Below are 25,748 nucleotides of genomic sequence, written 5' to 3' on the forward strand. Positions count from 1 at the left end.
TGAGGAGGAAATAGAGATGAGTGAAGCAACAGGGAATTTATTAAAAGGTGGTAGCTTTTTACTAGAAGATATTGATGCATCACACTATTTTGCACCGGAAGATTTTACAGAAGAGCAATTAATGATTGCACGGACTACAGAGGATTTTATTGAGAAAGATGTAAAACCGTATGTTGACGCAATTGAAAATCATGAATTCCAGCACACAACACGTTTACTTAAAAAAGCTGGTGAGCTTGGCTTACTCGGAGCGGATGTTCCTGAAGAATATGGTGGTATTGGTCTAGATAAGATTAGCTCTTCTCTTATATCCGAACGCTTTAGTCGAGTAGGGGCATTTGGTTTAAGCCATGGTGCACACGTAGGGATTGGTACACTACCGATTGTGTTCTTTGGTTCTCACGAGCAGAAGAAAAAATATTTACCCGCTCTTGCAACAGGTGAAAAATTTGCTGCCTACGCTCTAACGGAGCCAAGCTCAGGCTCAGATGCTTTAGGCGCCAAAACAACAGCGGTTTTAAACGAAGAAGGAACACATTATGTACTAAATGGAGAGAAGCAGTGGATAACAAACTCTGCCTTTGCAGATGTGTTTGTAGTGTATGCAAAAATTGATGGTGAGAAATTTACAGCTTTTATTGTTGAAAAAGAATTTGATGGCGTATCGACTGGCCCTGAAGAAAAGAAAATGGGTATTAAAGGATCATCAACACGTACACTAGTATTAGAGGATGCAACCGTTCCTGTAGAAAATGTATTAGGTGAAATTGGTCGAGGTCATATCATCGCGTTTAACATCTTAAATATTGGGCGTTATAAGCTAGGTGTAGGATGTATTGGCGGTGCAAAAGTAGCGCTTGAACTTGCAGCGACTTATGCAACCGAGCGTAAACAATTTAAAACACCGATCGCATCGTTTCGTTTAATCCAAGAAAAGCTAGCGTCAATGGCGACCGAAATTTTCGCATCAGAGAGTGCCATTTATCGAACAGGCGGCTTGATTGAAGATCGGTTTGCAAGTCTTACTGAAGAAGAACAAAAAGATGGTCGTGCAGTAGCAAATGCCATTGCAGAATATGCTATTGAATGTTCTTTAAATAAATTTGATGGCTCTGAAACCCTTGATTTTGTCGCTGATGAAGCGGTTCAAATTCATGGTGGTTATGGATTTATGGCTGAGTATCAAGTAGAGCGTATTTATCGTGATTCTCGTATCAATCGAATTTTCGAGGGGACAAATGAAATTAACCGTATGCTTGTTCCTGGTACCCTCTTGCGTAAAGCAATGAAAGGGGAGCTACCGTTTCTTGAAAAGGCTACAGCGCTTCAAGAAGAATTAATGATGTTAATGCCGCAAGAAGTAGGCGATGAGCCCCTTGAACAAGAAAAGTATTTATTAGGAATGGCAAAGAAAATTTTCTTGATGATTGCTGGAACAGGTGCGCAAAAATATGGGCCTGAACTCGACAAGGAACAAGAAATTCTAGCGGTTGTTGCTGATATTGTGAACGATATTTACTCACTAGAATCTGTCATCTTACGTACTGAGAAAGCCATTCAGAAGTCTTCAATTGACGCACAAAATCAAAAATTATTAATGACTCAAGTATTTGCACAAGAAGCCATTAATCGTATTGAAGCAAATGCGAAAAAAGCACTCGTTCACGTTGAAGAGGGTGATACACTTCGCACGATGCTGTCAATGTTAAAGAAATTAACAAGACATACACCGATTAACGTCGTTGGAAAGAAGCGAGAGATTGCCAAAGCAGTCATTGCTGAAAAGAAATTCGTAGTGTGAAAATAGTAACACTTTTGAGGGTAATTCCTCAAAAAAAAAATAAATGCTCCTCTCGCAAGGAGTGTTCTCCTCAGAGAAGGAAGCAGCGATTCGCTGTTTCCTTTTCAATTATGGTAAAATGTCCGTGAGTAACGAAGGATACATAAGGAGGACAAAAAATGAGCGTAACATTCTATGAATACCCGAAATGTGGTACATGCCGTAATGCGAAGAAGTGGTTGGATGAACAAAGTGTTTCATATGAAGCCATTCATATTATAGACAACCCCCCTAGTGCTGAGGAGCTAAAAAAGTTACATCAAAAAAGTGGTTTAGAGCTAAAGGCATTTTTTAATACAAGTGGGAAAAAATATCGTGAGCTGGACTTGAAAAATAAGCGAGCGCATATGTCAGAGCAAGAGCAATATGAATTGTTGGCGTCCGACGGAATGTTGATTAAGCGACCAATTGTAACAGATGGAGCGAAAGTTACATTGGGATTTAAAGAAGAACAATTTGAAACAAATTGGGCTTAAGATTACGTTCAAATAAGTTCTCCTTTTCGGAACAGTTATTTTCATGTATGATGATGGGGAGACCGTAACGATGGAGGGGACGACATGAGTAAATTACCACAAGAGCTAAAGTATTCTGAGGAACACGAATGGGTAAAAACGGAAGATGGAAACGTACGAATTGGAATTACGGACTTTGCGCAATCAGAACTAGGTGATATTGTGTTTGTTGAATTACCTGAAGTAGGGGATGAAATTGAAGCAAATGAACCGTTTGGTAGTGTAGAATCAGTAAAAACTGTGTCAGAATTATATGCGCCAGTAAGCGGTAAAGTCATTGAAGTGAATGAAGACTTAGATGACTCACCAGAGTATGTGAATGAGTCACCTTACGAAAAAGCATGGATGATTGTTGTAGAGCCAGCAGATTCAAGTGAACTGGACAAGCTCATGTCTCCAAGTGAATATAGTAGCATGATTAATGAAGAAGAGTAAAAGCCTGTTTAACAGGCTTTTTTTTATTTGGCTGATCTTCCCTCGGATAGGAGCTAGCTCTCGCACATACGATAAAGGTAGGCGGAGAGGCCCAAGGAGGAATTTATGGAAAACGTAAATATCACTCAAAAAGTTGTCGCAAAGTATGACGGAGGTCGACTAAAGTTATATGTCGACGGTGCAATGATTGGGGAAGTCATTGAGACAAGTCAAGGCCTTCAACATCATATGAATTCTGGCTATATCTTTAATAATGAGCAAATCTTTCAAGCACAGAATGAAGGTTGGAATGAAGTAACTTCGTTTATTGAGGATAGTTGGCATTAAACGCTACCCTTATTAGCGGTGATTTCGTATAATTACTTAGAGAGACGAAATAACCGCTAAATGGGGACGTTGCTGTGAACATAATAACAAAGTTGTTTCATCCTTATAATCAGACTGTTCGTTCTTTTTTTCTGTCGTCACTTTGCTTTAATACAGCTATGGGTATCTTTATTGTCATGTACCCATTTTTTGTTCGAGAACTGGGTTATGGTGATCAAGTAAACGGCTCCATTATCGCTTTCCAAGCAGCGGCAACAGCAATAGCGTTGTTACCAGCTGGTATTATTGGTGACCGCTTTGGTCGTAAGAACATGTTGTTAATTGGAGCGAGTATGCTAGCAGTCAGTTTTTTTATTCGATCAGTAGGTTCTGCTGAATGGGTGTTAGTAGCAGGAGCAGGTGTAACTGGATTTTTCTTCGCTTTTCTACAAGTGTCTGCTATTCCTTTATTAGCAGAGCACTCAAAGGAAAAACAACGAGTGAAGTTGTTTTCTCTCCATGCTGCGTTAATGATGGCAGCAAATGTTTTTGGGCATTTATTTGGTGGCATGATGACAGATAGTTTATTTGCTTGGACCTCGTTAACAATGCTTCAATCGATTCAAGTGACATTATTTAGTGCTTGTTTAGTAGCAGTTGTCGCATGTTTCCCTTTATTTAAGGTACGAGAATCACAAAAAATAAACAGTGTACAAAAATTAGCTAGTGCGTCATCGTACATACCAAAAAAAAGAGAATGGAAACTCATTGGTTTATTTGCTTTCTCCAGCTTACTAATAGGGTTTGGCTCAGGGCTTGTTATTCCGTATTTGAATCTCTATTTCAACGATCGATTCCATTTAAACTATTCAACAATCGGTCTTGTGTTATCGTTAGGCCAGGCTATGACCGTTTTTGCTATGCTTATTGGACCAAAAGTCGTTGACCGGGTAGGAGAGGTTCGTGCCGTTTTTTTACTACAAATGGGTTCAATTCCGTTCTTACTCATGACAGCATTTACAAATGTCATTTGGTTCGCCATTATTGGTTTTCTTTTTAGGCAAGCACTAATGAATGCAGGTAATCCAATTCAAGCAGCCCTTGTTATGAGATTAATTCATCCTCAGATGAGAGGAACGGCTAACTCAGTCACACAAATGGTGTTTCAGCTAGGTTGGGCGTTAATGGGACCAGTTTCAATGGGAATCGTGGCATTATACGGGGCGTACAAAGGCTATGCGATCGTTTTCTGTATTACTGCAGCGCTTTATGTGATTGGGTCTATCTATTTTTTACTTGTTTTTCAAAAAAAGGTAGCAGAACATGAACAATTGAATACGCTGGATACGAAAAAGCAACTGGACTTATAACGATGGAGAAAGGGATTGACGGCTGATACCCATCGTGCTATGATGCCCTTATTATATTAAAAGAATAATTCTTATCCAGAGTGGTGGAGGGACTGGCCCGTTGAAACCCGGCAACCGCAAACGTAATGTTTGAAGGTGCTAAATCCTGCAAAGCCATAAGCTTTGAAAGATGAGATGATCATAGGTAAACCTTCCTGACATCTTACAGGAAGGTTTTTTTATAATTGGAGGGAATGACTTGATTTCGTTAACAGGAATCAGTAAAACATATGCGACAAAAACAACCACTGTGCATGCTGTAGATCAAGTAGATTTGCATATTAGCAAAGGAAATGTCTTTGGTATCATTGGCTATAGTGGCGCAGGAAAAAGTACACTCGTACGATTATTAAATTTATTAGAAAGACCTACTACTGGAGAGGTTCTGTTAGACGGTGTTAACTTAGCAACACTTGGAAAACAAGCGTTACGTGAAGAACGTCAAAAGATCGGTATGATCTTTCAACACTTTAATTTACTGTGGTCACGAACAGTGAAGGAAAACATTTCGTTCCCGTTAGAAGTCGCGAAAGTACCTGCGGCTGAGCGAAAAAAACGAATTGAAGAACTGATTGATCTTGTTGGGTTACGTGGACGAGAAAATAACTATCCAGCACAACTAAGTGGTGGTCAAAAGCAACGAGTTGGCATTGCACGGGCATTAGCCAATAACCCAAAAGTGTTGTTGTGTGATGAAGCAACGTCGGCACTTGATCCAAAAACAACGGATTCCATTTTAGATTTGTTAACGGATATAAATAAGAAGCTTAATTTAACCATTGTGCTTATAACTCATGAAATGCACGTTATTCAAAAAATTTGCCATGAAGTGGCTGTAATGAGTGATGGAAAGATTGTCGAGCAAGGACCCGTTATTGATGTATTTCGTCGTCCAAAAGAAGCAATGACAAAGGAATTTGTTAAGCAAGTTGCACATGTTCAATCGGATGAGCTTATGCTAGACGATGTTACCCTTTCAGAAGGTGAGCAAATCTTTGCCTTGACGTTTATCGGTAATCCAGCAGAAGATCAACTTGTGACGGAGCTAATTCGCTCTTTTCCGATCGACATTTCAATATTACAAGGAAATATATCAAAGTTACAGCAAGGCTCTTACGGTAAGTTATATTTACGAATTGCAGGAGAACATGAAACAATCGTGGCAGCACTAGAATGGATACGCAGTAAGCAAGTGGAAGTGGAGGTGTTGAAGCATGCTTGATCGACTCTTTCCAAATGTTGTTTGGGAAAATCTCTGGCTAGCCACCTATGAAACGGTTTATATGACTGTTATTGCGGCTGTCGCCACATTCTTTTTAGGCATTATTCTTGGTTTATTTCTTTATTTAACAGCAAAAGGAAATCCTTGGGAAAATCGCTTCTTTTATACCTTTGTCGGTGCAGTTGTTAATATCTCCCGTTCGATTCCATTTATTATCTTAATTATATTGCTTATCCCATTTACTCGTGCTGTAGTAGGAACCATGTTTGGTCCTAGTGCCGCTCTACCAGCGCTAATCATTGGTGCAGCACCTTTCTATGCGCGAATGGTAGAAATTGCGCTTCGTGAAGTTGATAAAGGAGTTGTGGAAGCATCCCAAGCAATGGGTTCATCAAATGGACATATTATTTTTAAAGTGTTGTTGCCAGAATCCATGCCTGCATTAATTTCAGGTATTACTGTAACAACGGTAGCTTTAATTGGGTATACCGCAATGGCTGGTACTATTGGTGCCGGTGGTCTTGGTACTTTAGCGTTTCAACAAGGGTTTCAACGGACAAATACGGATGTCATGATTATGGCAACGATTGTCATTTTAGCGATTGTATTTATATTCCAAATGATCGGCGATTTCTTAGTCAATCGTTTAGATAAAAGATAACAAAAGGAGAGATTTAGAATGAAGACATTTTTAAAAACCGTAGGGATTGCAGGTGTATCATTTGCTTTAGTAGCTTGTGGATCAGGGGATGAAGACAATACAAACACAGGAGAGAATGGTGGAGACGAAGAAGAAACAACGATCCGCATTAGTGCATCCAATATTCCTCACGCTGAAATTTTGGAAGAAGCAGCGCCAATTTTAGAAGAGCAAGGAATCATTCTTGATATTCAAGTTGCTCAAGATTATATTTTACCGAATATGGGGTTGGCAGATGGCGAATTTGATGCGAATTACTTTCAACACCGCCCATATTTAGAAGATCAAATGGCTGAAAATGAAAATTTTGATTTTGCTGAAGCTGGTGCGATTCATGTAGAACCTATTGGACTTTATTCGCAAGACTACGATAACTTAAATGACATTCCAGATGGCGCGACGGTGATGATGAGTAATTCAGTCGCTGATCAAGGAAGAATCCTTTCTTTGCTTAAAGAAAACGGGTTACTCACACTTGAAGAAGGGGTTTCTGTAGATGCAACTGAAGCAGATATTGTAGAAAATCCAAAAAATCTAGTGTTTGATATGAGTCCAGATGCAGAATTCTTGCCTCAAGCGTACCAAACAAATGAAGCAGAAGTGGTGGCAATTAATTCAAACTATGCTTTAGGTGCTGACATTTCGCCAACAGAAGACTCCATTGCTATTGAAGGCGAAGATAATCCTTATGTAAACTTAATTGTTGTTCAAAGTGGAAATGAGAACGATGAAGCGATTCAAGCCCTTGTTGAGGTTTTACGATCAGCTGACATTAAGTCATTTATTGAAGAGACATATAACGGTGCGGTGATTCCTGCTGAATAATAAAGTAAAGAGGCTGGGACAAAAGTAGATAGACAGACCAAAATGACGAACATTCCTGAAAATAGGAACGTTCGTCGTTTATTTTATATGAAAACGAACGGAAGGATTCTCCTGTAGTCGTGCTACTCAGCATAGTTTAGACTATTCGTCTTTTTCAAATACTACTTTTCGTTATGTCCCAGCCGCTTTCTTTTTTATTGCTTTAGCCGTCTAATTATTTGTATGATTAGCGGGGGAAGAGGAGGAAAACCAGTGACTAAAAAGAGAGATATGCGTTTTTTATGTTATCCGTACATGCGTGAAGAAGGTAGTGTAGTTGATTTCGAAATACGCACCGATTCGCTAGCTGTGCGAATTGGACAAGCAGCAGGGTTAGTTGATTCGTACCCTAGAGAAAAAGCGCTCCTTCTGCAATTAACTGAATATGCCTATCATTTAAATGGATCTGTTCGTGGCGAGCAAGCCATTGGGCAAGAAGCGTTACAGTGGTTAAGTGATGTTTATGATCAATATGAAGTTGAGGTTCGAGAAGACATTCAACAATTTTTACTACCACAAGGATCTCATGCGGCAAGTGCGCTTCACATCGCAAGAAGTGAAGCCAAGAAGTCTGTCCGGGCACTCCACTTTGTTCGTTTAGAAAGAGATGTACCAAGGATATTAATGGATTATATACACCTGCTAGCAAATGTCTTATTTCTTTTAGCTGTATACATAAACAAACAAGAAGGCGTAAACGAAATACCGTTTAAGAGTCAATCTTATCCAAAAAAAAGGGGACGAAAAGAATGAAAAAATGGCTTTATACGACAGTTGCTTTTAGTTTTGTCTTAACAGCTTGTAATGATGCTGCAAACGAAGAAAATGACCAGCAACATGAAGAGACAGGTTATACAGTGGAAGATGCACGTGGAATGGAACTGACGTTTGACGAGCCTCCTGAAACCATTATTTCTATTTTACCTAGTAACACGGAAATTATCTTCGCTTTAGGGCAAGGCGATAAAGTGATTGGTGTATCGGATGCAGATGTTTATCCAGAAGAAGTGACTGATATAGAAGTTGTTGCTGAATATGAAAATCCATATGTTGAACGGATGCTTGAACTGGACCCTGATCTTATTATTGGGTATGACTATGGTTCGAATGAGATGGCACAGCTGAATGATGTCGGCTTGCCTGCCTTTGCCATAGACTCGGCACAAACGATGGCTGACATTTTTGAAGATATTCAAACCATTGCTGATGTGCTTGCTGTTCCTGAAGAAGGAGAACGATTAATTGCAGAAATGAAAGCAGAATTTGATGAAATCGCTGAAGCCGTTGCAGATGTTGAGAAGCGTTCCGTCTATTTTGAAATAAGTCCATCTCCAGATATTTGGACGCTAGGCGTAGGTACATTTCAACATGAGATGATTGAAATCGCTGGGTTAGAAAATGTGTTTTCAGACGTTGAAGGGTGGGCGAGTATTAGTGATGAAGAAGTGGTTGCACGAAACCCAGAACTCATTTATACATCCGTCAATTATACCGAAGATCCGCTTGAAGACATTCGCCAGCGGGATGGTTGGAGTACAATCGAAGCCATTCAACAAGATCAATTAGAGCAGATGCCACCAGATATCATGGATCGTCCAGGGCCGAGAATCGCAGAAGCAACAAGAATTTTAGCCGAAACCGCTTATCCAGAAGCGTTTCAATAAAATGTGTATGCCTTTTATGAATCCGCTCATACTACCTTTATAACAAATAAAGGAGCGAATGACGTGAACCGACAAGGACATACATCAACGGAACATCATATGATGGTTTACAAAAAAGGCGTGGGATCATTTGAAGAGAAGATGCCAATTTTTGCTGAAAAGTATAATGACTTTACAGAACAGTGTTTTAAAGAAGGGGCTATCTCAAAAAAACATAAGCAGCTAATGGCTCTTGCAATGAGTATTCATGCTCAAGATGAGTATTGCATTATTTATCATACAAAAGGATGCATCGATCACGGCTGTAGTGAAGAAGAGTTACTGGAAGCCGTATCTGTTGCAACGGCATTTGGCAGTGGGGCAGCGTTAAGTCAAGGAGCGACACTCGTTCAAGAAGCCTACCGTGAACTTGATAATCACGTACAATAAGGAAGCAAACAGTAGCATTTTTAAGATGGGGACGTTTGAATTAAATGGAATCGGGAATACGAGGAGAGAGTAGCGATTTTGCTGCTCTCTTTCTTTTGAGGAAGAAGACGCTGATTGCTATACTATAGATATACTGGGTAAAAAAAAAGAAGCCCTTTTAAAAACAAGAGAGGATGAGAGACAATTACGAACATGCGACTTTCCTACACAAGTGAAATGGAAAAAGGATTACAACAAAGACATGGTGTGAGCTACGCCGAATATGAAAGCAGCTTAGACAAATGCTTGCAAATCGAACGAGAGCGAACAAAAGAGCATGATGCGTGTAATCAGCTTGTTCAGTCGATCCAGTCACACACAAGTTCATAATCATAACTCGAATTTAAAGAGCCTTATGCTTCTGCGTAAGGCTCTGTTTTAAATGAGGTTGATTTTTCTAACTCGGTCTTCTTGAAGTATAGGAGTATTTGTTATAAAATTAGAATGAGAATAGATTGATAATCATTAAAAAAAGCATGCAAGTCTGTTTGAACAAGCAGGCTTGCTTAATTCATGGAGGGAATACACATGTCTGTACCTAACTTAAAGATTGAGAATTTACACGTCTCTATTGACGATAAGGAAATCTTAAAGGATTTTAATTTAGAAATAAACGGTGGAGAAATTCACGCCATTATGGGGCCAAACGGAACAGGTAAATCAACACTTGCTTCTGCTATTATGGGTCACCCTAAATACGAAATTACGAGCGGATCTGTCACAATGGACGGGGAAGATGTCCTTGAAATGGAAGTGGACGAGCGTGCTCGTGCGGGGATGTTTTTAGCCATGCAATACCCAAGTGAAATTAGTGGAATTACGAATGCAGACTTCATGCGTTCAGCGATTAATGCAAACCGTGAAGAAGGCAACGAATTATCTCTTATGAAATTCATTCGTAAAATGGATGAAAAAATGGATGTTCTTGATATGGATCAATCGTTTGCACAACGTTATTTAAATGAAGGTTTCTCAGGCGGTGAGAAAAAGCGTAATGAAATCCTGCAATTGCTTATGTTAGAACCACGTATCGCGATCTTGGATGAAATTGATTCTGGTTTAGATATTGATGCATTAAAAGTTGTATCTGAAGGTGTAAACCAAATGCGTGGTGAAAACTTTGGATGCTTAATTATTACTCACTATCAACGTTTGCTTGACTATATTACACCAGATAAAGTACACGTTATGATGCAAGGTCGTATCGTAAAATCTGGGGGAGCAGAGCTTGCTGAGCGTCTTGAAGCAGAAGGATATGACTGGATTAAAGAAGAGCTTGGAATTGAAGATGAGCGAGTGGACGCTGGTCAAGAAGCGTAATTCAGTGACAAAACTGCTTTTAACGATAAAACAGCAAAGGATGGTATTATATGTCAGTTGAGACAAATCCAATAATTGGAGCGGAAGACGTTATAAAGCGCTCTGAATTAAATAATGAACCAAAATGGGTCAGTGACCTACGTGTAGCGGCTCTTGAAAAAGTTGAGGCATTGGAGCTGCCTAAACCAGATAAAACGAAAATCCATAATTGGGATTTTGTTAACTTCACGCAAGACTTAGGACAATCGAAAGTTGTCACTGCTGTAGATGAACTATCAGCAGAAATTCGTGAATATCTTGATGAAGAAGCAACTGGGAACAGTTTAATTGTTCAGGATAATGCATCAACGGTGTATCAGACAAGTGCACCAGAATTAAGTGAAAAAGGTGTTATCTTTAAAGATCTTGCAACAGCATTTGTTGAAAATGGGGACCTTGTTAAAAAGTATCTTTTCTCTGAGGCAGTTGGACAAGATGAGAACAAATTAACGGCGATGAATGCAGCGTTAATGACTGGTGGCGTATTCATCTATGTACCAAAGAATGTACACGTTGAAGTACCGCTACAAGCACTTTATGCATCATCAAAAGAAAATGGTGGGCTTTTTAACCACGTACTTCTTGTTGCTGAAGACAATAGCTCTGTTACTTATGTTGAGAACTATGCAGCATATGGAGAGGGAATCAAAGTAGCAAACGTAGTCGCTGAAGTGTATGTAGGCGCTGGTGCCCGCGTTTCTTTCGGTGGGGTTGATACCCTTGCGACAGGTACGACAACATATGTTGTTCGTCGTGGTCATGTAGAACGAGATGGTCGTATTGAATGGGCACTTGGTCAAATGAATGATGGCGATACAGTTGCTGACAACACCACGTATTTAGTTGGCGACGGATCATTTGCGGATGCAAAGCTTGTAACAATTGGTACAGGTCAGCAGAAACAAAACTTCACAACGCTTATTAAACATTACGGTAAACATTCTGAAGGATACATTCTAAAGCATGGTGTTATGACTGGTCGTGCTCTTGGTATTTTTAATGGTATTTCTAAAATCGAAAAAGCAGCGACGAAATCTCACGGTGAGCAAACAGAGCGTGTGTTAATGCTAGGCGAACGTGCACGTGGTGATGCAAACCCAATTCTTCTTATTGATGAAGATGATGTAACAGCTGGTCACGCAGCTTCAGTTGGTCGAATTGATCCTCTGCAAATGTTCTATCTAATGAGTCGCGGTATTTCTCGTATTGAAGCAGAGCGTCTTGTTATCCACGGTTTCTTAGAGCCAGTTGTTTCTCAGTTACCAGTGGAATCTGTTCGTAAACAAATGCGTTCTGTTATCGAGAGAAAGGCACAGCGATGAACGCAAAGGAGATAAAGAAGCTTTTTCCAATCCTTGATCAGCATGTGAATGGAAATCCGCTCGTCTATCTCGATAGTGCGGCTACATCACAGAAGCCGATTCAAGTTATAGAAAAGTTAGATGACTATTACCGTCGCTACAACTCGAATGTTCACCGAGGTGTTCATACACTAGGGACGATGGCAACAGACGAATATGAGGGCGCTCGTGATAAAGTACGAGCCTTCCTCAACGCGAACGATACGGCAGAAGTCATTTTTACAAGAGGCACAACAACAGCACTGAACTTAGTTGCACAAAGCTATGGTGATGAAAACGTTCGAGAAGGGGACGAAATTGTCATTACGCCAATGGAGCACCACTCAAACATTATTCCATGGCAACAATTAGCCAAGCGAACAGGTGCAATATTGAAATACATTCCGCTTCAACATGACGGCACAATTGCCTTAGCGGATGTTGAAGATGTTGTTACAGAAAAAACAAAAATCGTCTCGGTTATGCACGTATCAAACGTGCTAGGAACGGTAAATCCTATAAAGGAGATTGCAACGATTGCCCACAAGAACGGTGCTATTATGGTCGTTGATGGCGCACAAAGTGCACCGCATATTAAAGTGGATGTACAAGACTTAAATTGCGACTTCTTCGCTTTCTCCGGTCACAAATTAGGTGGACCTACGGGTATCGGTGCTTTATATGGTAAAAAGGCCTTACTAGAAAACATGGAGCCGATTGAATTTGGCGGTGAAATGATTGATTTTGTAGGCTTACAAGAATCCACATGGAAAGAGCTTCCTTGGAAATTTGAAGGCGGAACTCCTATTATTGCTGGAGCGATTGGTATGGGTGCAGCCATTGATTTTATTACGGATATAGGTTTTAATGAAATTGAACAGCATGAAAAAGAACTAGTTGATTATTCGTTTGAGCGGTTAAAGGATCTTCCAGATTTAACGATTTTTGGACCTCGTGACCGTGCTGGTGTGATTACATTCCAGCTTGGTGACGTACACCCCCATGACGTGGCAACGGTATTAGATGCACAAGGTATTGCTGTTCGTGCTGGTCATCACTGTGCACAGCCACTAATGAAATGGTTAAATGTTGTTGCGACAGCGAGAGCAAGTTATTATGTTTATAACACAAAAGAAGATATTGACGCTCTGGTAAACGGTTTAGTCAAGGCAAAGGAGTACTTTAGCGATGTCTTCTCGTGATTTAGATACACTGTATCGCCAAGTGATCATGGATCACTACAAAAACCCACGAAATCGTGGTGAACTTGACGGTGATTCACTAACAGTCAACTTGAACAACCCTACGTGTGGCGATCGTGTTCAAGTACAAATGAAAGTCAAAAATGGTAAGGTTTCAGAAGCGGTTTTTACTGGTGAAGGCTGTTCCATTAGTCTTGCTTCAGCTTCCATGATGACGCAAGCTATTAAAGGACTACCAGTTGAACAAGCATTAACATTATCACAAATTTTTTCAGATATGATGCAAGGAAAAGACTATGATGAAGACATGTTTGATTTAGGAGACATTGAGGCTTTATCTGGTGTAACGAAATTTCCGGCACGTATCAAATGTGCCACCTTAGCCTGGAAAGCACTTGAACAAGGCTTGAACGATAAACCATCATCATAACTAATAGGAGGGATTCCGAATGGCTAAAAAAATGCCTGATATCGGTGAATACAAATACGGGTTTTCGGATCGTGACGTATCCATTTTCCGTTCTGGACGTGGATTAACAAAAGAGATCGTTGAAGAAATCTCGCGTATGAAAAGCGAACCTAAATGGATGCTAGACTTCCGTTTAAAATCTCTTGAACAATTTTATAAAATGCCAATGCCTCAATGGGGTGGCGACCTTTCGGAACTAAACTTTGATGACATTACGTATTACGTTAAAGCATCAGATAAAACAGAGCGTTCTTGGGATGAAGTACCGGAAGAAATTAAAAACACGTTTGATAAGCTTGGTATTCCTGAAGCAGAGCAAAAGTATCTAGCAGGTGTGTCGGCTCAGTATGAATCTGAAGTTGTTTATCACAACATGCAGGAAGATCTAGAAAAGTTGGGCGTTGTTTTTAAAGATACAGATTCTGCATTAAAAGAAAACGAAGATATCTTTAGAGAACATTTTGCTTCTGTTATTCCTGCTGCTGATAACAAGTTCTCTGCACTAAATTCAGCTGTATGGTCTGGTGGTTCATTTATCTATGTCCCTAAAGGTGTAAAAGTTGAAACGCCACTTCAAGCGTATTTCCGAATTAACTCAGAGAATATGGGGCAGTTTGAGCGTACGTTAATTATTGCCGATGAAGACAGCTCTGTTCATTACGTTGAGGGTTGTACAGCACCTGTTTATACAACAAACTCACTTCACAGTGCAGTGGTTGAAATCATTGTAAAAGATAACGCATATTGCCGTTATACAACGATTCAAAACTGGGCGCCAAACGTATTTAATCTTGTAACAAAGCGTGCGGTTGCTGACAAAGGTGCAACAATGGAATGGGTAGATGGAAACATCGGTTCTAAATTAACGATGAAATACCCAGCTGTTATTATGCGTGGAGAAGGCGCGAAAGGTACAGTTCTTTCCATTGCGATTGCAGGAAAAGGTCAACATCAAGATGCTGGTGCAAAAGTAACGCATCTTGCGCCAAATTGTTCGTCTACCATTGTATCGAAATCCATTTCAAAACAAGGTGGTAAAGTAACGTACCGTGGAATTTGTCACTTTGGACGTAAATCAGATGGATCAAAATCTAAAATTGAGTGTGATACACTCATCATGGATAATGAGTCCACTTCTGATACAATCCCATACAATGAGATTTTGAACAATAACATCACTCTTGAACATGAAGCAACGGTATCAAAAGTGTCTGAGGATCAATTGTTCTATCTTATGAGCCGTGGTCTTGGTGAAGAAGAAGCGACAGAAATGATCGTTATGGGCTTCATTGAACCATTCACAAAAGAACTTCCAATGGAATATGCCGTTGAAATGAACCGTCTTATCAAGTTTGAGATGGAAGGTTCAATCGGGTAATTTAGACCCTTTTGATAGAAAGAGAAGAGCGAATGCCGTTCTTCTCTTTTTTATGGGAAAAGACAATTGATGAGCTTTTGCAATTAACTAGTTTGAAGGGTTCCTGTTTTAAGTAGACGAGAGAATCGCATTTCTCTCTTTTTTACGTTAAAATAGAAAAAAACATCTCTGGAGGAACAGAATGTGATATACATTGGTTTAACCGGGTGGGGCGACCATTATTCATTATATGAAGGGGTTAAGTCTCATCAGAAATTAGAGACGTATGCTGGTTATTTTCCTATTGTGGAACTAGATTCTAGCTTTTATGCTGTGCAATCGAGAGCATCAATGGAGAAATGGATTCGGGAAACACCCAATTCGTTTAAATTTATTGTGAAAGCTTATCAAGACATTACGGGGCACCAGCGCGGTGAATCGCCTTTTTCATCTAGAGATCAAATGTATGAAGCGTTTAAAGATTCGTTAGAGCCACTAATACAGGCAAATAAATTAGCAATGGTTTTATGTCAATTTCCACCGTGGTTTGATGTAACGACAAAACATGTTCATGCGCTAAGGTTTGTTCGTGAAAAGCTTAGAGATTTTCCGACAGCCCTCGAGTTTCGTCATCAATCATGGTTTGATGCTCCATATAAAGAGAAAACGTTACAGTATATGCGAGAAGATGATTGGATACATAGTATTTGTGATGAACCTCAAGCTGGCCCAGGCTCGATTCCTACCATTTTAGAACCGACGACAAAAGAAAAAACGCTTGTGCGATTCCATGGTCGCAATCGTCACGGTTGGAATGGTCCTCGTAACGGAGAGAACTGGCGTGATGTTCGTTATCTCTACGATTACAATCAGCAAGAATTAAAGGAATGGGAAGAAAACTTGCAACGCTTGTCGCAAAAAGTGGATGATGTGTTTGTTGTATTCAATAACAATTCTGGCGGTCATGCGGCAGGCAATGCCCGGTCGCTTATCCAAAATATGAATATCGCATACAAAGACTTAGCATCGCGACAGCTTGATTTATTTTAAAAGCTAGGAGAATGACTTGTGTTTATTATCCTTTTTCTTACTGTAGGTTTTATAGCAGGTGCTTTTGGAAGTCTGCTCGGTCTTGGTGGCGGCGTTATTGTCGTTCCTGCATTGCTACTATTACCATTAGTGTTAGTAGATGTACCAATACTATCGTCTCAGGCGGCTGCGGGAACGTCCCTCGCTACAATGATTGTTACTGGCATTTCTTCTGTGATCGCTTATGGGAAACAGCATACAATTGATGTGAAAAGCGGGTTTATCTTTCTCATTGGTATAGCACCTGGAGCGATACTAGGAACTTTTGTAAGTCGACTCCTACCCACTGATGCATTTCTTATTTATTTCGGCTTTTTTATGCTGCTTATTGCGTTAAGCTTGTTTTTTAGACCTCAACAGCATAAAGAAAAAAAGGTAGAGAAAGCATACTGGCGAACAGGTATTGATGACACTGGAAAGCCGTATGCTTATGGGTTTTCTTACCCTACTGCCATTCTTATTAGCGTTGTGGTCGGTTTCTTATCGAGTTTATTTGGTGTTGGTGGTGGGGCAATTATGGTGCCTGTGATGATGCTTTTATTCGGTTTTCCGATAAAGATTGCGACTGCCACTGCCATGTTGCTTGTCTTATTCTCAGCAATTATTGGTACTGGTGCCTACGCAGTGAGTGGACATGTTGAGTGGTTACTCGTTCTTGCCCTTATTCCAGGCGCTTATTTCGGAGCGAAGTGTGGCGCTTGGCTAAATCGCCGTTTACAATCAACTGTACTAATGATTGTGATGAGAATTGTCTTTATTGCTCTTGCCATTCAACTAATCATTCAAGGCATCATGTAAACCAGCTTGCTTCAAGGAGGAAACCATCATTACAACGACTATATCCATTTATCATACGAATGACATTCACAGTGGTTTTAACCATTGGGCGAATATTGTTGGTCATATAAAAAATAGCCAAAAAGAACACGTTCGCTACGTTGATTTAGGAGATCATGCGGATCGAGCAAATCCAATGACAGAAGCAACTGGGGGCATCGGAAACATTCAATTACTAAATGAAGCGAATGTAGACTTTGCTACCATTGGGAATAATGAAGGGGTTACGTTCTCGCAAAAAATGTTAGATGACATGTATAGTGAAGCGGACTTTAACGTTATTGTTGCAAACTTGATTGACCGAAAAACTGGTTTGCGCCCGAGCTGGGCAGTTCCACACCATATCGATACCATTGCAGGGTTACAAATAGCTTATATTGGCTACACATCTGCCATGACGCATTTTTATGAACAACTTGGTTGGGATGTATCATATACCATTGAAGGAATCCAAGCACATGTAGACCAATTAAAAGAAAAAGTAGACGCAGTGATCCTTCTATCTCATTTAGGACTCCCTAAAGACGAACAGATTGCGAATGAGGTGGAAGGAATTACCGCCATTATTGGCGCACACACCCATCATAGTTTACAAGATGGATTAAAAGTAAAAGATACATGGATAACCCAAGCAGGAAAGCATGGGAATGTATTTGGAGAGCTAACGTTAGTATTTGAAAAGAAGGATCTCATAAGCGTTCAACCAACTTTAATTGACCCTACCAATCGTATAGAAGACAAAGGAAGTAAACAGCTGTTAGCATCATTAAATAAAGAAGCTAAGGAGGCACTATCACAACCAATTGTTTCGCTTGTTAAACCTTTTGATGTAAAATGGTTTGAGCCATCGGTTGCAACACAGGCATTATGTGATGCATTAACAGAGTGGTGTGACGAAGAAATTGGAATGATGAATGCCGGTGTACTAATGGAGAGTTTGCCGAAAGGCGATGTGACGTATGGGGATGTTCACCGTATTTGCCCCCATCCCATTAACCCATGTATTGTTGAGTTAACAGGGAAGCAGCTAATTGAGACGATACGTCGTGCACAGACAGATGATATTGTGAAATTAGAGCTAAAAGGCTTTGGATTTCGTGGCAAAGTATTAGGTTTAATGCTGTTTACTGGAATTACGATTACAACAACAGGGATTCTTGTAAACGAAAAACCCATTGTTGAAACGAAGCTTTACCGATTGGCTACACTGGATATGTACACGTTTGGGTTTTTGTTTCCCCATATTGCCAATGCAGAAAGGAAGCATTATTTACTACCCGAGTTTTTACGTGATATCCTAGCAAAATTATTGCAGACAGGAACAAACAAGCTTACTTTTTCATAATGTGTGAAGAAATGAGATGAAAAAGGAGCGATTGTTCCATGATTAATGTTGATCCAATTAGCATTGAAGGGGAAACGTTTTTGGCGATCACCGTTAAATTGCCAAAAACCAACTTTATGGCTGTAACATGTGATGCTGGTTATATTATGTGCGGAGCATTGGATGTTGCGCTGTTAAATGAAAAACTAAAAGAACGTGGCATTCTCGCTGCTAGAGCGGTCGGTGTCCGTACAATTGATCAATTGTTAGATGCGCCCCTTGAATCGGTCACGTTTAAATGCGAAGAATTAGGCATAACAAAAGGGACAATTGGTAAAGAAGCACTTCTAAAAATGAAACAAGCAGAGTGAAGGGATGAAGCAAACAATGAAGCAGTATTTACAGCTATGCGAGCATGTGCTAACACACGGCTCGCAAAAATCAGATCGGACAGGCACTGGAACAATAAGTACATTTGGATATCAAATGAGATTTAATTTAAAAGAGGGTTTTCCAGTTGTAACAACGAAAAAAGTGCATCTGCGCTCCATTATCCATGAGCTCCTGTGGTTTTTACAAGGTGATACGAATATAAAGTATTTACAAGATAATGGTGTGCGCATTTGGAATGAATGGGCAGATGAAACTGGCGATTTAGGTCCTGTTTATGGAAAGCAATGGCGTTCATGGGAAGGAGCAAACGGAAAGACAGTTGATCAAATAAAAGAAGTGGTGGAACAAATAAAAACAAATCCTGATTCACGACGCCTCATTGTAAATGCATGGAACGTTTCAGAAATAGATGATATGGCACTGGCGCCTTGCCACTGTCTCTTCCAATTTTATGTTCAAGATGGGAAACTTTCCTGCCAACTTTATCAGCGGAGCGCCGACGTCTTTTTAGGAGTTCCATTTAATATTGCCTCTTACGCGTTGTTAACAATGATGATTGCCCAAGTATGTGATTTAGAGCCAGGTGAATTTGTTCATACATTTGGTGATGCACACCTTTACTCAAATCATATTGAACAAGCAAAACTACAACTTTCAAGAGAGCCACATCCATTGCCAACGATGAAATTAAACCCAGAAGTAAACGATATCTTTTCGTTTACATTTGAAGATTTCGAACTAGTTGGCTATGAAGCTCATCCGCATATAAAAGCAGAGGTGTCTGTATGATTACATTCGTATATGCACGTGATCAGGCGTATGGTATTGGAAAGAACAATGACATGCCTTGGCACCTTCCTGCTGATTTAAAGCATTTTAAACAAACGACAACGGGTAAGACGATTGTGATGGGAAGAAAAACATTTGATTCTATGAATGGACCATTACCGAATCGTCGCAACATCGTGTTAACGAGAAATCGATCGTTTACTGCACCAGATACAGACGTTGTATATTCTGTGGATGACGTATTAGCGCTCAGTAAAGAACAAGAGATCTTTGTCATCGGTGGTACAGAAATCTTTAACTTGTTTTGGAATCATTGTGATAAACAAATTGTGACCGTTATTGAAGACACTTTTGATGCAGATACGTTTGTGCCTGCATTGAAAGATGACGAGTGGGAGCTCGTTGAAGCTGTTGCTGGTACAATGGACGAAAAAAACCGCTATCCCCATGAATACCGTACGTACGTAAGAAAGACTTAAATTTTTAGTTCGAAGCCTAGTCCCTCTTGCATAGAAATCAATAAGAGGGGGTGGGCTAATTTTGCGTAAACGTTACCGATTTCAACCAATTAAAGGCTCAAAGCAATCACAAGCTCCGTTACCTTTTCGCTATGTACTTCTATTATCATTCGTCTTGTTTGCGATCCTTTCCATACAAGGGCTGTGGTTTGTAGACTCTCAATTAAGACCGATAATATCCCAAATCGCTCAAAGAGAGATGGAGCGAGTTGCTACGTATACGATCGAACAAGCGATGGCAGAAGAGTTATCTCAAATGGACATGAGTGAGATTTTTATTAAAGAAACGAATAATGATGGACTTGTCGTTTTTCTTGATGTCAATACTCAAAAATATAATGAGCTAATGGGGAGAGTACAAACCCGTGTTCATGAAGTCATTAACCATGTACAGCGTGGAGAAGTGAATAGTTATGGCGATGATAACCCGATCGTTGCGACCATTCCTCTAGGAAGAGCACTAAATAATGCGCTTTTAACCGACGTAGGACCGGGCATTCCAATCCGGTTTGCATTAATGGGCGATGCAAAAGTGCAAATGCGGGACGAAGCAGAAACCCTTGGGATTAACAACACGCGTTTATCATTCTATGTCAACATCGACGTCAATATGGATGTGATCTTGCCATTCTCAGAGGTATCAGAGACGATTTCGGTTGAACTACCAGCTGGTTTTGCTTATGTAGCTGGACCAGTGCCTCAATTCTATGGTGGTCAGGGTGGTTTTGGTTATCCAGTTATTGGAGAAGAAGAAATAAAGCAGGATTAGTAAAAATGTCGTAATTTGTCATTGTTTGTTAAAGAATCGTGTGGTAAGATAGAGTACGAATTGAATAGAACACCTCATCTGCTTGATGGGGTAGAGGCGCAAAAAAAATCAGTACACATTAGGAGCTAGAACAGCAATGAGCGGTGTGGAAAGGTTTTTTTGCCGAAGCGAAAAGAAATGTTCACTTCTTTTTAGCTGGGTCGTCATTGAATAAATGACGGACTGTCACAGGAAACTGTGGAGGACTACTATGGATGGGACTGTTAATTGTTTGAGACAATAATGGATGTAAACCATGATTGTCTTTTTTTATTGAATACAGTCTCTTAAGGAGAGGTAAATGATGGAACATATAGGTTGGTTATCACTTGTCCCGCCAGTTGTGGCGTTAACATTAGTGATTATAACAAGGAAAGTATTTATATCCTTAGGGATTGCCATCTTAATAGGTGCTTTTATTGCGTATGATGGCTTGATGCAAGCAGTCGCGGGTATTTTTCAAACGGTTATTTCTTTCTTTGTTTCATTTGAAACACTCGATCAACCAAGCTTTGCTGGGGTTGTTGAATCGATGACAGAAAACGGCATTTCCATTAATGATTGGGAATTGTATATTATGTTGTTCCTCGTCTTTTTAGGAATTGTTGCAAGTCTAATTACCTTTTCAGGCGGTGGACAAGCTTTTAGCCACTGGGCAGAAAAGCGCATTACAACGAGAAAGGGTTCGCTGTTTCTCCCATTTGCTTTAGGTCTTGTTATTTTTATTGACGACTATTTTAATGCGTTAACAGTAGGAAACACGAGTCGACCTTTAACCGATCGTTACCGTGTTTCTCGGGCGAAGCTGTCTTATATTGTTGATTCCACCTCTGCTCCCATTTGTGTCATTGTGCCAATGTCTAGCTGGGGTGCATATATTATCGGCATTTTTGCTTCCATTTTTGCGGCGAATCAAATTATTGAATTTAGCCCTTTACAAGCTTTTATTTACACAATTCCTCTTAATTTTTATGCGTTGATTGCTCTTATTTTTATCGTACTAGTTATTGTCTTTAATATTGATGTAGGTGCAATGAAACAACATGAAGACCGAGCAAAAAAAGAGAATCAATTAACAGATCCTGCTAAAGGTAAGGTGCCTGGTAGTTTATCAGAAGATTTAACGATGGCTAACGGGCGTGTCTCTCAATTGTTTATTCCCATTTTAGTGCTCGTAGTTGCAACAGTTGGAATGATGCTTTATACAGGAGCACAAGGGGCTAGTCATGATGGTGTAGATGTTACTGTTTTAACGGTTATGGAGTATACGGATATTGGACTATCGTTACTTATTGGAAGCGTTACTGGATTAGCCGTAACAATGGGAATGACGATTATGGCGCGACCGAATAAGAGTGATTTCGGTAAAGCTGTAAGGGCTGGCATTCAATCAATGCTACCTGCAATTGGCATTTTAGTGCTTGCTTGGACGACTATCGAGATGATTGGCTTATTAGGTACAGGGAATTACCTAGCTTCCTTAATTGATCAATCGATTCATCCAGGATTTTTACCTGTTTTACTATTCTTAGTTGCTGCCTTTTCAGGATTAGCCACAGGTACTTCATGGGGAACATTTGGAATGCTACTTCCCATTGCAGCTCAAATTGCGGTTGTTGTGGAGCCTACGATGCTGATCCCTATGCTTGCGGCAGTATTAGCTGGTTCTATTTTTGGAGATCATATTTCGCCTATTTCCGACACGACGATTCTGTCAGCGGCAGGTTCAGGTTCCCATCATATGGATCATGTGATCACTCAGCTGCCTTATGCCATTCTTACAGCTGTTCTAGCATCGATTGCTTTCTTTATCCTTGGTTTTCTTGGAGCAGTTATTGCCTGGATCGTAGTCGGTATATTGCTTACTATTACTGTCTTTATACTACAACGTGTAAGCAAAAAAGAAACAGCCGCCTCATAATAAAAGCAAAGCGCATCATGCGCTTTGCTTTTATTTTTTGGCTTGTTTAGCCGCTCGCTCCCATTGTTTTAATGATGGGAACGGATCAAACGACCATTCAGTAATGCCATTATCTCGATACATGCCATAATGCAAGTGTGGTGGAAATTTTCCTTGTGTACCGGGTTTTCCATAACCGGATGAACCGCAATAACCGATTAGTTGACCAGCCTCTATGATGGTTCCTTTTTCGATTCCTTTTTCGAATCCACTTAGATGAGCGTAGTAATGATAAATATTATCTAAATCGCGAATTCCGACACGCCAACCACCATAAGGGTTCCAGCCAATTGTTTCAACAATGCCATAAGATGAAGATTGAATGGGAACTTGGTAATTAGCAAAGATGTCTGTTCCTTCATGGATGCGTCTACCACCCCAACCTCGTCGATCTCCCCAAGTACTTCGATAACTATAATTATGATGGAGAGGCATAACGAACGCATGTTTATGAAGGTCTAACGTTTGATAATGCTGATATACTTTTGCATGACCAGCTACAATATTAACGCTCTGTTCCCGTTGATAAAAATGCCATAATGCTATGCGGAAATCTTCTTCAGTTAAACCGTAGGATTCTAAATAACGAGCAAGTGTATATAGAACATCTTCATCGTCTGTTAAAAGTGCCTTTCCATCCCCGTTTCCATCTAAACCGATGCCTTCAAATAGGCTTATTGTGTCTGGGCTTTCGTCATCTTGATTAGGGTTTAAAGGACCAACCCAATCTTCTTTTGCATAATAAATGGAGATAAAACCGTCTGCATCTGCTCGGTCTCGCCTCGCTTTTCGTAGACCTCGTTCATATGAGTCAACTGCAGCTAAATAATACCAAGGTACATTTGTAATGGTTTCCATTTTATGATATAACGCTTCACGTTCTGTGTATGGATTGACGGTCTCTTCCGCATGTGCATTTGGACTTATCGTATGAAAACAAAAGATAAATACGAGTATCATACTTATTGTAGATCGGAACGTAGCCATTTGTATCCTCCTTCGTAGGCTTTTGCTTAGTTTCCTACTGTCGAAGAAAAAAATTACAACAAAAACTTGCCATTTTGTGTAGAAATTTTGTTAATCGCCATTGGTCAATGATGGAAAAGCATGTTACGATTAATTAGAAAAAAAGAATTTTCCCAAAGAAGGGACGTTTTTGAATGGCAGAGAAAAATGATACACATGTTCGTAAACCAGATTGGTTAAAAATTAAACTCAATACTAATGAATCGTATACAGGATTAAAAAAAATGATGCGAGAAAAAAAGCTACATACGGTTTGTGAAGAAGCGCGTTGTCCTAACATTCATGAGTGTTGGGCTGTACGAAAAACAGCAACATTCATGATATTAGGAGATATCTGCACACGAGGGTGCCGTTTTTGTGCTGTTAAAACGGGTTTACCGACAGAATTAGACCTTGAAGAGCCGGAGCGTGTAGCAGATTCAGTGGAAACGATGGGCCTTAAGCATGTTGTTATCACTGCAGTTGCTCGTGATGATCTAAAGGATGGTGGGGCTTTTGTATTTGCAGAGACTGTACGAGCGATTCGTCGCAAAAATCCATTCTGCACAATTGAAGTATTACCGTCGGATATGCTTGGAAATGAACAAAGTTTACAAACGTTAATGGACGCTAGACCGAACATTATGAATCACAATATTGAAACAGTTCGCCGTCTAACGCCAAAAGTACGTGCGCGAGCAAAATATGATCGCACATTAGAATTTTTAAGTCGAGCAAAAGCGATGCATGCAGATATCCCAACGAAGTCAAGCCTTATGATCGGTCTTGGTGAAACAAAAGAAGAAATCATTGAAACGATGGATGATTTGCGTGCAAATGATGTTGATATATTGACAATTGGTCAATATTTGCAACCAACTAAAAAACACCTTAAAGTAATAAAGTATTACCATCCTGATGAGTTTGCTGAACTAAAAGAAATTGCGTTAAGTAAGGGATTTAGTCATTGTGAAGCTGGTCCACTAGTGCGTTCTTCTTATCATGCCGATGAGCAAGTAAACCAAGCGCAAGTTAACATGGAAGCAAAAAAAGTTCAAAATGAAACACATATTCACAATTAAATTGCTAAGAAAGAACCATGCGGAAAGCATGGTTCTTTCTTACTGTTGTTCCCGTAAGGCTTTTTGTTTGTCTCGCATAATATCCATATCTTCATCCATACCTAGATCAACATCACCTTGAGGGTCTTGCTTAAGTTCTTCAATGGTATCTTCTAATAAAGAAGCATAATCAGCATTTCCGGCAGTCATATTCTGATATCGTTCAATATCCTTTATATGCGAAGGATCATTAGACACATACACATCGTAAAAGCTAGGAACGACTGACAGCGCAGTACGTTTCACCTGATCCGCAACCATGTTATCTTTTTCGTTATCCTGCTGATCATAAACGGCAAGCACATATTTATCAGTAACAAGGACGGCTGCTTCCTCAATGGCAGGATTGTCAACAATCATTCGTGAGATGCCTTCCGCTAACATATCACGGTTCACGACTAAAGCGCCTGCTTGGTCGTTATTATGCTGCATCTCCTCGTAAGTGTGGCGAGAAAAACCGTAGCCACGTTCCATTAGATTTGAATCATATTCTGTCCCACGTGCGGTTTGCTGTGCTTCATTTGTTTGATACATTCCTTGTTGTGACGTTTGATTACATGCTGTTAACATACTGACGGCAACAAGTAGCGTCATGACAATCCTCATGATAATCCCCCATTTTATAAATAGTCTTGCTCTTTTACTATTCCACATGGGTCATTAAACTAGTGGTAACAAATAATGGGTTGAGAAAGAGGAAAGACTACAGAGAAATGTGAGCAAATATGTTAAACTAAGGCTAGAACTTTTTGAA

General features: G+C 40.0%; 28 protein-coding genes and 2 riboswitches. Of the genes, 26 read left to right on the forward strand and 2 right to left on the reverse strand.

Annotated features, from left to right (window positions below):
- The first annotated feature begins 16 nt into the window (after positions 1 to 16).
- The 25 genes from BK583_RS05735 (at position 17) to BK583_RS05850 (ending at position 22,829) form a co-directional block, all read left to right on the forward strand.
- Entirely contained in the window at positions 17 to 1,801 is a 1,785-nt protein-coding gene (locus BK583_RS05735; protein WP_038482506.1) for an acyl-CoA dehydrogenase FadE, read from the forward strand.
- 158 nt (positions 1,802 to 1,959) lie between these two features.
- Positions 1,960 to 2,316 carry an arsenate reductase family protein gene (locus tag BK583_RS05740; protein ID WP_055737502.1) on the forward strand — a complete coding sequence of 119 codons (357 nt, stop codon included), beginning with the start codon at positions 1,960 to 1,962 and terminating at the stop codon, positions 2,314 to 2,316.
- A gap of 84 nt (positions 2,317 to 2,400) precedes the next feature.
- Complete coding sequence (gene gcvH / locus BK583_RS05745) at positions 2,401 to 2,790, forward strand: glycine cleavage system protein GcvH (RefSeq protein ID WP_038482500.1); 390 nt, start codon at positions 2,401 to 2,403, stop codon at positions 2,788 to 2,790.
- Positions 2,791 to 2,895: 105 nt separating this feature from the next.
- Positions 2,896 to 3,117, forward strand: coding sequence for a DUF2553 family protein (locus BK583_RS05750; RefSeq protein WP_038482497.1), 222 nt, complete (start codon positions 2,896 to 2,898; stop codon positions 3,115 to 3,117).
- Positions 3,118 to 3,191: 74 nt separating this feature from the next.
- Positions 3,192 to 4,466, forward strand: coding sequence for an MFS transporter (locus tag BK583_RS05755; RefSeq protein ID WP_055737501.1), 1,275 nt, complete (start codon positions 3,192 to 3,194; stop codon positions 4,464 to 4,466).
- 68 nt (positions 4,467 to 4,534) lie between these two features.
- Positions 4,535 to 4,642, forward strand: a riboswitch (SAM riboswitch).
- Positions 4,643 to 4,704: 62 nt separating this feature from the next.
- Positions 4,705 to 5,727, forward strand: coding sequence for a methionine ABC transporter ATP-binding protein (locus BK583_RS05760; RefSeq protein ID WP_055737500.1), 1,023 nt, complete (start codon positions 4,705 to 4,707; stop codon positions 5,725 to 5,727).
- Entirely contained in the window at positions 5,720 to 6,388 is a 669-nt protein-coding gene (locus BK583_RS05765) for a methionine ABC transporter permease (RefSeq protein WP_038482491.1), read from the forward strand. The genes BK583_RS05760 and BK583_RS05765 overlap by 8 nt, the downstream gene beginning before the upstream one ends.
- Positions 6,389 to 6,406: 18 nt before the next feature.
- Positions 6,407 to 7,252, forward strand: coding sequence for a MetQ/NlpA family ABC transporter substrate-binding protein (locus BK583_RS05770; protein WP_055737499.1), 846 nt, complete (start codon positions 6,407 to 6,409; stop codon positions 7,250 to 7,252).
- A gap of 252 nt (positions 7,253 to 7,504) precedes the next feature.
- Positions 7,505 to 8,044, forward strand: coding sequence for a cobalamin adenosyltransferase family protein (locus tag BK583_RS05775; RefSeq protein WP_245804416.1), 540 nt, complete (start codon positions 7,505 to 7,507; stop codon positions 8,042 to 8,044).
- Positions 8,041 to 8,955, forward strand: a complete 915-nt coding sequence (locus BK583_RS05780; protein WP_055737497.1) for an ABC transporter substrate-binding protein — start codon at positions 8,041 to 8,043, stop codon at positions 8,953 to 8,955. Before BK583_RS05775 ends, BK583_RS05780 begins: the two co-directional genes overlap by 4 nt.
- Positions 8,956 to 9,018: 63 nt before the next feature.
- Positions 9,019 to 9,384: a carboxymuconolactone decarboxylase family protein gene (locus BK583_RS05785; RefSeq protein ID WP_055737496.1), complete on the forward strand. Its 366-nt coding sequence runs from the start codon at positions 9,019 to 9,021 to the stop codon at positions 9,382 to 9,384.
- A gap of 192 nt (positions 9,385 to 9,576) precedes the next feature.
- Positions 9,577 to 9,753 carry a YuzK family famiily protein gene (locus tag BK583_RS20650; RefSeq protein WP_169789539.1) on the forward strand — a complete coding sequence of 59 codons (177 nt, stop codon included), beginning with the start codon at positions 9,577 to 9,579 and terminating at the stop codon, positions 9,751 to 9,753.
- 198 nt (positions 9,754 to 9,951) lie between these two features.
- Entirely contained in the window at positions 9,952 to 10,743 is a 792-nt protein-coding gene (gene sufC, locus BK583_RS05790) for a Fe-S cluster assembly ATPase SufC (protein WP_038482479.1), read from the forward strand.
- A gap of 50 nt (positions 10,744 to 10,793) precedes the next feature.
- The gene (sufD, locus tag BK583_RS05795; protein ID WP_055737495.1) at positions 10,794 to 12,104 is read left to right on the forward strand and encodes a Fe-S cluster assembly protein SufD; all 1,311 of its coding nucleotides are present in this window, start codon (positions 10,794 to 10,796) and stop codon (positions 12,102 to 12,104) included.
- On the forward strand, positions 12,101 to 13,324 hold the full coding sequence (locus BK583_RS05800) for a cysteine desulfurase (RefSeq protein ID WP_038482472.1): 1,224 nt from the start codon (positions 12,101 to 12,103) through the stop codon (positions 13,322 to 13,324). Before sufD ends, BK583_RS05800 begins: the two co-directional genes overlap by 4 nt.
- Positions 13,311 to 13,754, forward strand: a complete 444-nt coding sequence (sufU, locus tag BK583_RS05805) for a Fe-S cluster assembly sulfur transfer protein SufU (protein WP_038482469.1) — start codon at positions 13,311 to 13,313, stop codon at positions 13,752 to 13,754. Before BK583_RS05800 ends, sufU begins: the two co-directional genes overlap by 14 nt.
- 19 nt (positions 13,755 to 13,773) lie before the next feature.
- A complete protein-coding gene (gene sufB, locus BK583_RS05810) occupies positions 13,774 to 15,171 on the forward strand; it encodes a Fe-S cluster assembly protein SufB (protein WP_035398621.1) in 1,398 nt (465 codons plus the stop codon).
- A gap of 183 nt (positions 15,172 to 15,354) precedes the next feature.
- Positions 15,355 to 16,200, forward strand: a complete 846-nt coding sequence (locus BK583_RS05815; protein WP_038482466.1) for a DUF72 domain-containing protein — start codon at positions 15,355 to 15,357, stop codon at positions 16,198 to 16,200.
- A gap of 18 nt (positions 16,201 to 16,218) precedes the next feature.
- On the forward strand, positions 16,219 to 17,037 hold the full coding sequence (locus BK583_RS05820) for a sulfite exporter TauE/SafE family protein (protein ID WP_055737494.1): 819 nt from the start codon (positions 16,219 to 16,221) through the stop codon (positions 17,035 to 17,037).
- 46 nt (positions 17,038 to 17,083) lie between these two features.
- Positions 17,084 to 18,421: a bifunctional metallophosphatase/5'-nucleotidase gene (locus BK583_RS05825; protein WP_367576384.1), complete on the forward strand. Its 1,338-nt coding sequence runs from the start codon at positions 17,084 to 17,086 to the stop codon at positions 18,419 to 18,421.
- 38 nt (positions 18,422 to 18,459) lie between these two features.
- Positions 18,460 to 18,771, forward strand: a complete 312-nt coding sequence (locus tag BK583_RS05830) for a YunC family protein (protein ID WP_038482457.1) — start codon at positions 18,460 to 18,462, stop codon at positions 18,769 to 18,771.
- Positions 18,772 to 18,787: 16 nt separating this feature from the next.
- Positions 18,788 to 19,582: a thymidylate synthase gene (locus BK583_RS05835; RefSeq protein WP_055737548.1), complete on the forward strand. Its 795-nt coding sequence runs from the start codon at positions 18,788 to 18,790 to the stop codon at positions 19,580 to 19,582.
- Positions 19,579 to 20,061 (forward strand): dihydrofolate reductase, encoded by a 483-nt coding sequence (locus tag BK583_RS05840; protein ID WP_055737492.1) that lies wholly within the window; start codon positions 19,579 to 19,581, stop codon positions 20,059 to 20,061. The genes BK583_RS05835 and BK583_RS05840 overlap by 4 nt, the downstream gene beginning before the upstream one ends.
- A 61-nt stretch (positions 20,062 to 20,122) precedes the next feature.
- Positions 20,123 to 20,869 carry a sporulation protein YunB gene (yunB, locus tag BK583_RS05845; RefSeq protein ID WP_055737491.1) on the forward strand — a complete coding sequence of 249 codons (747 nt, stop codon included), beginning with the start codon at positions 20,123 to 20,125 and terminating at the stop codon, positions 20,867 to 20,869.
- Between the two features lie 83 nt (positions 20,870 to 20,952).
- Positions 20,953 to 21,125: riboswitch (Lysine riboswitch) on the forward strand.
- Positions 21,126 to 21,209: 84 nt separating this feature from the next.
- On the forward strand, positions 21,210 to 22,829 hold the full coding sequence (locus BK583_RS05850; protein WP_307188693.1) for a Na+/H+ antiporter NhaC family protein: 1,620 nt from the start codon (positions 21,210 to 21,212) through the stop codon (positions 22,827 to 22,829).
- Between the two features lie 30 nt (positions 22,830 to 22,859).
- Here the strand turns inward: BK583_RS05850 and BK583_RS05855 are convergent, their stop codons facing one another.
- Positions 22,860 to 23,855, reverse strand: coding sequence for a M23 family metallopeptidase (locus BK583_RS05855; RefSeq protein WP_055737489.1), 996 nt, complete (start codon positions 23,853 to 23,855; stop codon positions 22,860 to 22,862).
- Between the two features lie 173 nt (positions 23,856 to 24,028).
- Here BK583_RS05855 and lipA point away from each other — a divergent pair, with 173 nt between their 5' ends.
- Positions 24,029 to 24,955, forward strand: a complete 927-nt coding sequence (gene lipA, locus BK583_RS05860) for a lipoyl synthase (protein ID WP_038482443.1) — start codon at positions 24,029 to 24,031, stop codon at positions 24,953 to 24,955.
- 39 nt (positions 24,956 to 24,994) lie between these two features.
- On the opposite strand, the gene BK583_RS05865 is transcribed toward lipA, so the two are convergent.
- Positions 24,995 to 25,600, reverse strand: a complete 606-nt coding sequence (locus tag BK583_RS05865; RefSeq protein WP_055737488.1) for a YhcN/YlaJ family sporulation lipoprotein — start codon at positions 25,598 to 25,600, stop codon at positions 24,995 to 24,997.
- Between the last annotated feature and the right edge of the window lie 148 nt (positions 25,601 to 25,748).

Origin of the sequence: Shouchella oshimensis, assembly GCF_002019765.1 — a bacterium.
Taxonomy (GTDB): domain Bacteria; phylum Bacillota; class Bacilli; order Bacillales; family Bacillaceae_D; genus Shouchella; species Shouchella oshimensis.